The organism is Acinetobacter sp. OYA S30 (assembly GCF_033599315.1).
Classification (GTDB): domain Bacteria; phylum Pseudomonadota; class Gammaproteobacteria; order Pseudomonadales; family Moraxellaceae; genus Acinetobacter; species Acinetobacter baumannii.
This window is the reverse complement of record NZ_JAWVAV010000123.1, coordinates 1-1,023: the sequence shown is the minus strand read 5'-3', so window position 1 is coordinate 1,023 and position 1,023 is coordinate 1. Positions and strand designations below refer to the sequence as shown.

Sequence of the window (1,023 nt, the reverse complement as noted above, 5' to 3'; positions counted from 1 at the left end):
GGCTTTGTTGCACAAACCTATCTCTAAAGGCTTATTCCACAATATAATTTTCAAATGAATAAGTCGACACCAAAAATTTATCGCACAACCAATTGGTCTTCATATAACCGAGCTCTCATTAATCGTGGAAATATTGCCATTTGGTTTGATCCTGCTACGCAATGGTATGCCCCATCAAAAGGCAAACAAGGACGAAATCAAACTTACTCCGACGCAGCTATCCAATGCTGCCTAATGATTAAATCTCTCTTTCGATTATCTTTACGCATGGTCACTGGCTTTGTTCAAAGTCTCATCCATCTTTGTGGGTTAAATTGGATAGCGCCAGACTACACTACAATTTGTAGACGACAACAGCATATTGATATTGTGATTAGCTATCAAAAAAGTTGTGATGGACTATATCTAATCGTTGACTCTACAGGTCTGAAATTCTTAGGTGAGGGTGAATGGAAGCGTAAAAAACATCAGCCTGAATATCGTCGCCAATGGCGTAAATTACATATTGGTATAGATGCTAAAACCTTACAAATACGCGCTGTTCAGCTCACAACCAACAATGTGAGTGATTCACAGGTACTTGGTGATTTACTCGATCAGATTCCACAAGATGAGAGAGTTGACTCCGTCTATACCGATGGAGCTTATGATACCAAACAGTGCCGACAGGTCATTGCGGATCGGCAAGCACATGCAGTGATTCCACCAAGAAAAAATGCGAAGCCATGGAAAGATAAAAAGATGGGCTCGCTAGAACGCAATGAGTTGCTTCGAACAGTTAAACGTTTAGGAAGAACTATTTGGAAGAAATGGTCAGGCTATCATCGGCGAAGTTTGGTTGAAACCAAGATGCATTGCATCAAATTATTAGGGGATAAACTCAGTGCGAGAAATTTTCAAAGCCAAGTCAATGAGATTCATGCACGTATGGCAGTATTAAATAAATTTACGGACTTAGGCAGACCACATACCCGAGTTGTCACTTAAATTTGAGTAGATATGAGAAGTCTTAACTTTTAAATC

At 39.7% G+C, this 1,023-nt stretch carries 1 protein-coding gene; it reads left to right on the top strand.

All coding sequences use genetic code 11. The features are described 5' to 3' along the window. The first annotated feature begins 54 nt into the window (after positions 1-54). Complete coding sequence (locus R5R67_RS19415) at positions 55-987, top strand: IS5-like element ISAba13 family transposase (protein ID WP_001043692.1); 933 nt, start codon at positions 55-57, stop codon at positions 985-987. Positions 988-1,023: the final 36 nt, after the last annotated feature.

Bases quoted from the DNA above. Each gene is read 5' to 3' on its own strand.
- R5R67_RS19415 (WP_001043692.1), top strand. From the start codon at position 55: ATGAATAAGTCGACACCAAAAATTTATCGCACAACCAATTGGTCTTCA.